This window comes from Psychrobacter sp. Rd 27.2 (assembly GCF_001921755.1).
Lineage (GTDB): Bacteria > Pseudomonadota > Gammaproteobacteria > Pseudomonadales > Moraxellaceae > Psychrobacter > Psychrobacter celer.
The window spans coordinates 1-757 of record NZ_MRYB01000040.1 but is presented as its reverse complement, the minus strand read 5'-3'; the positions used below and the strand labels follow the sequence as shown (position 1 = coordinate 757).

1 protein-coding gene is annotated in these 757 nt (G+C 32.5%); it reads right to left on the bottom strand.

The window, feature by feature from the left end:
* Positions 1-741, bottom strand: a 741-nt coding sequence (locus BTV99_RS12505; protein ID WP_178377965.1) for a heparinase II/III family protein, incomplete at its 3' end; no start/stop codon positions are given.
* Positions 742-757: the final 16 nt, after the last annotated feature.

Genomic DNA, 757 nt, shown 5'->3' with positions numbered 1-757 from the left:
ATTATACTGATCCTCACTATAGTCATATATTGACCAATTATCCATTCTGTGATTAAAGTCTGTATGAACATAGCTTGTATCAGAAATGATAGGTATATTATGAGCTTGTCTTCTACGAGCGTAGTGCCTTATAGGATCTTTATTTATATAGTTGTACAATCCTGAATCAATGATCCAATCCTCACCAAAGGCGTATAAAACAAAATTATTCTCATCTTGTTGGTGATGATATTGGCTTAAGCAGCCTGCTTTAAATATCAAATGCATACTATCTGTAAAGTCTTGCTTACTACCCCAAGTATTCCTAAATATTGCATATCCCGACTTTGGATAAACTATATTGTTCTTAAGGGGTACTGTCCCTCTTTTACCTTGAGTCAATGAATATATGAAGTCTTCATATTCTATAGTTCCAGAAAAGTAGTTGCTATAAGCATCACTGGTAGGTTTTAGCTCTGTGTCTCCAATTATTGGCAAATTATTATCTGGCCTTAGAATATAAGTAATATATGTTAGTGCTTTGGAAGCTATATCGTTAAACTTTGGACCTAGGTCTTTTAGCACAAAAGAGGGAAACTCTTCGATTATTGATAAAAATAATTTAAATACAAACTGATGATATCCTGGACTATTCTCTTTATGTACACCTTCACTAGTAAAAGAAAAATCTAATTCATCATTTAAACGGAATATAGAAACATCAACCCAAGCTTTGTTATCTAAGATAAGTCCTAATAACATTAATACTCGAACCTGT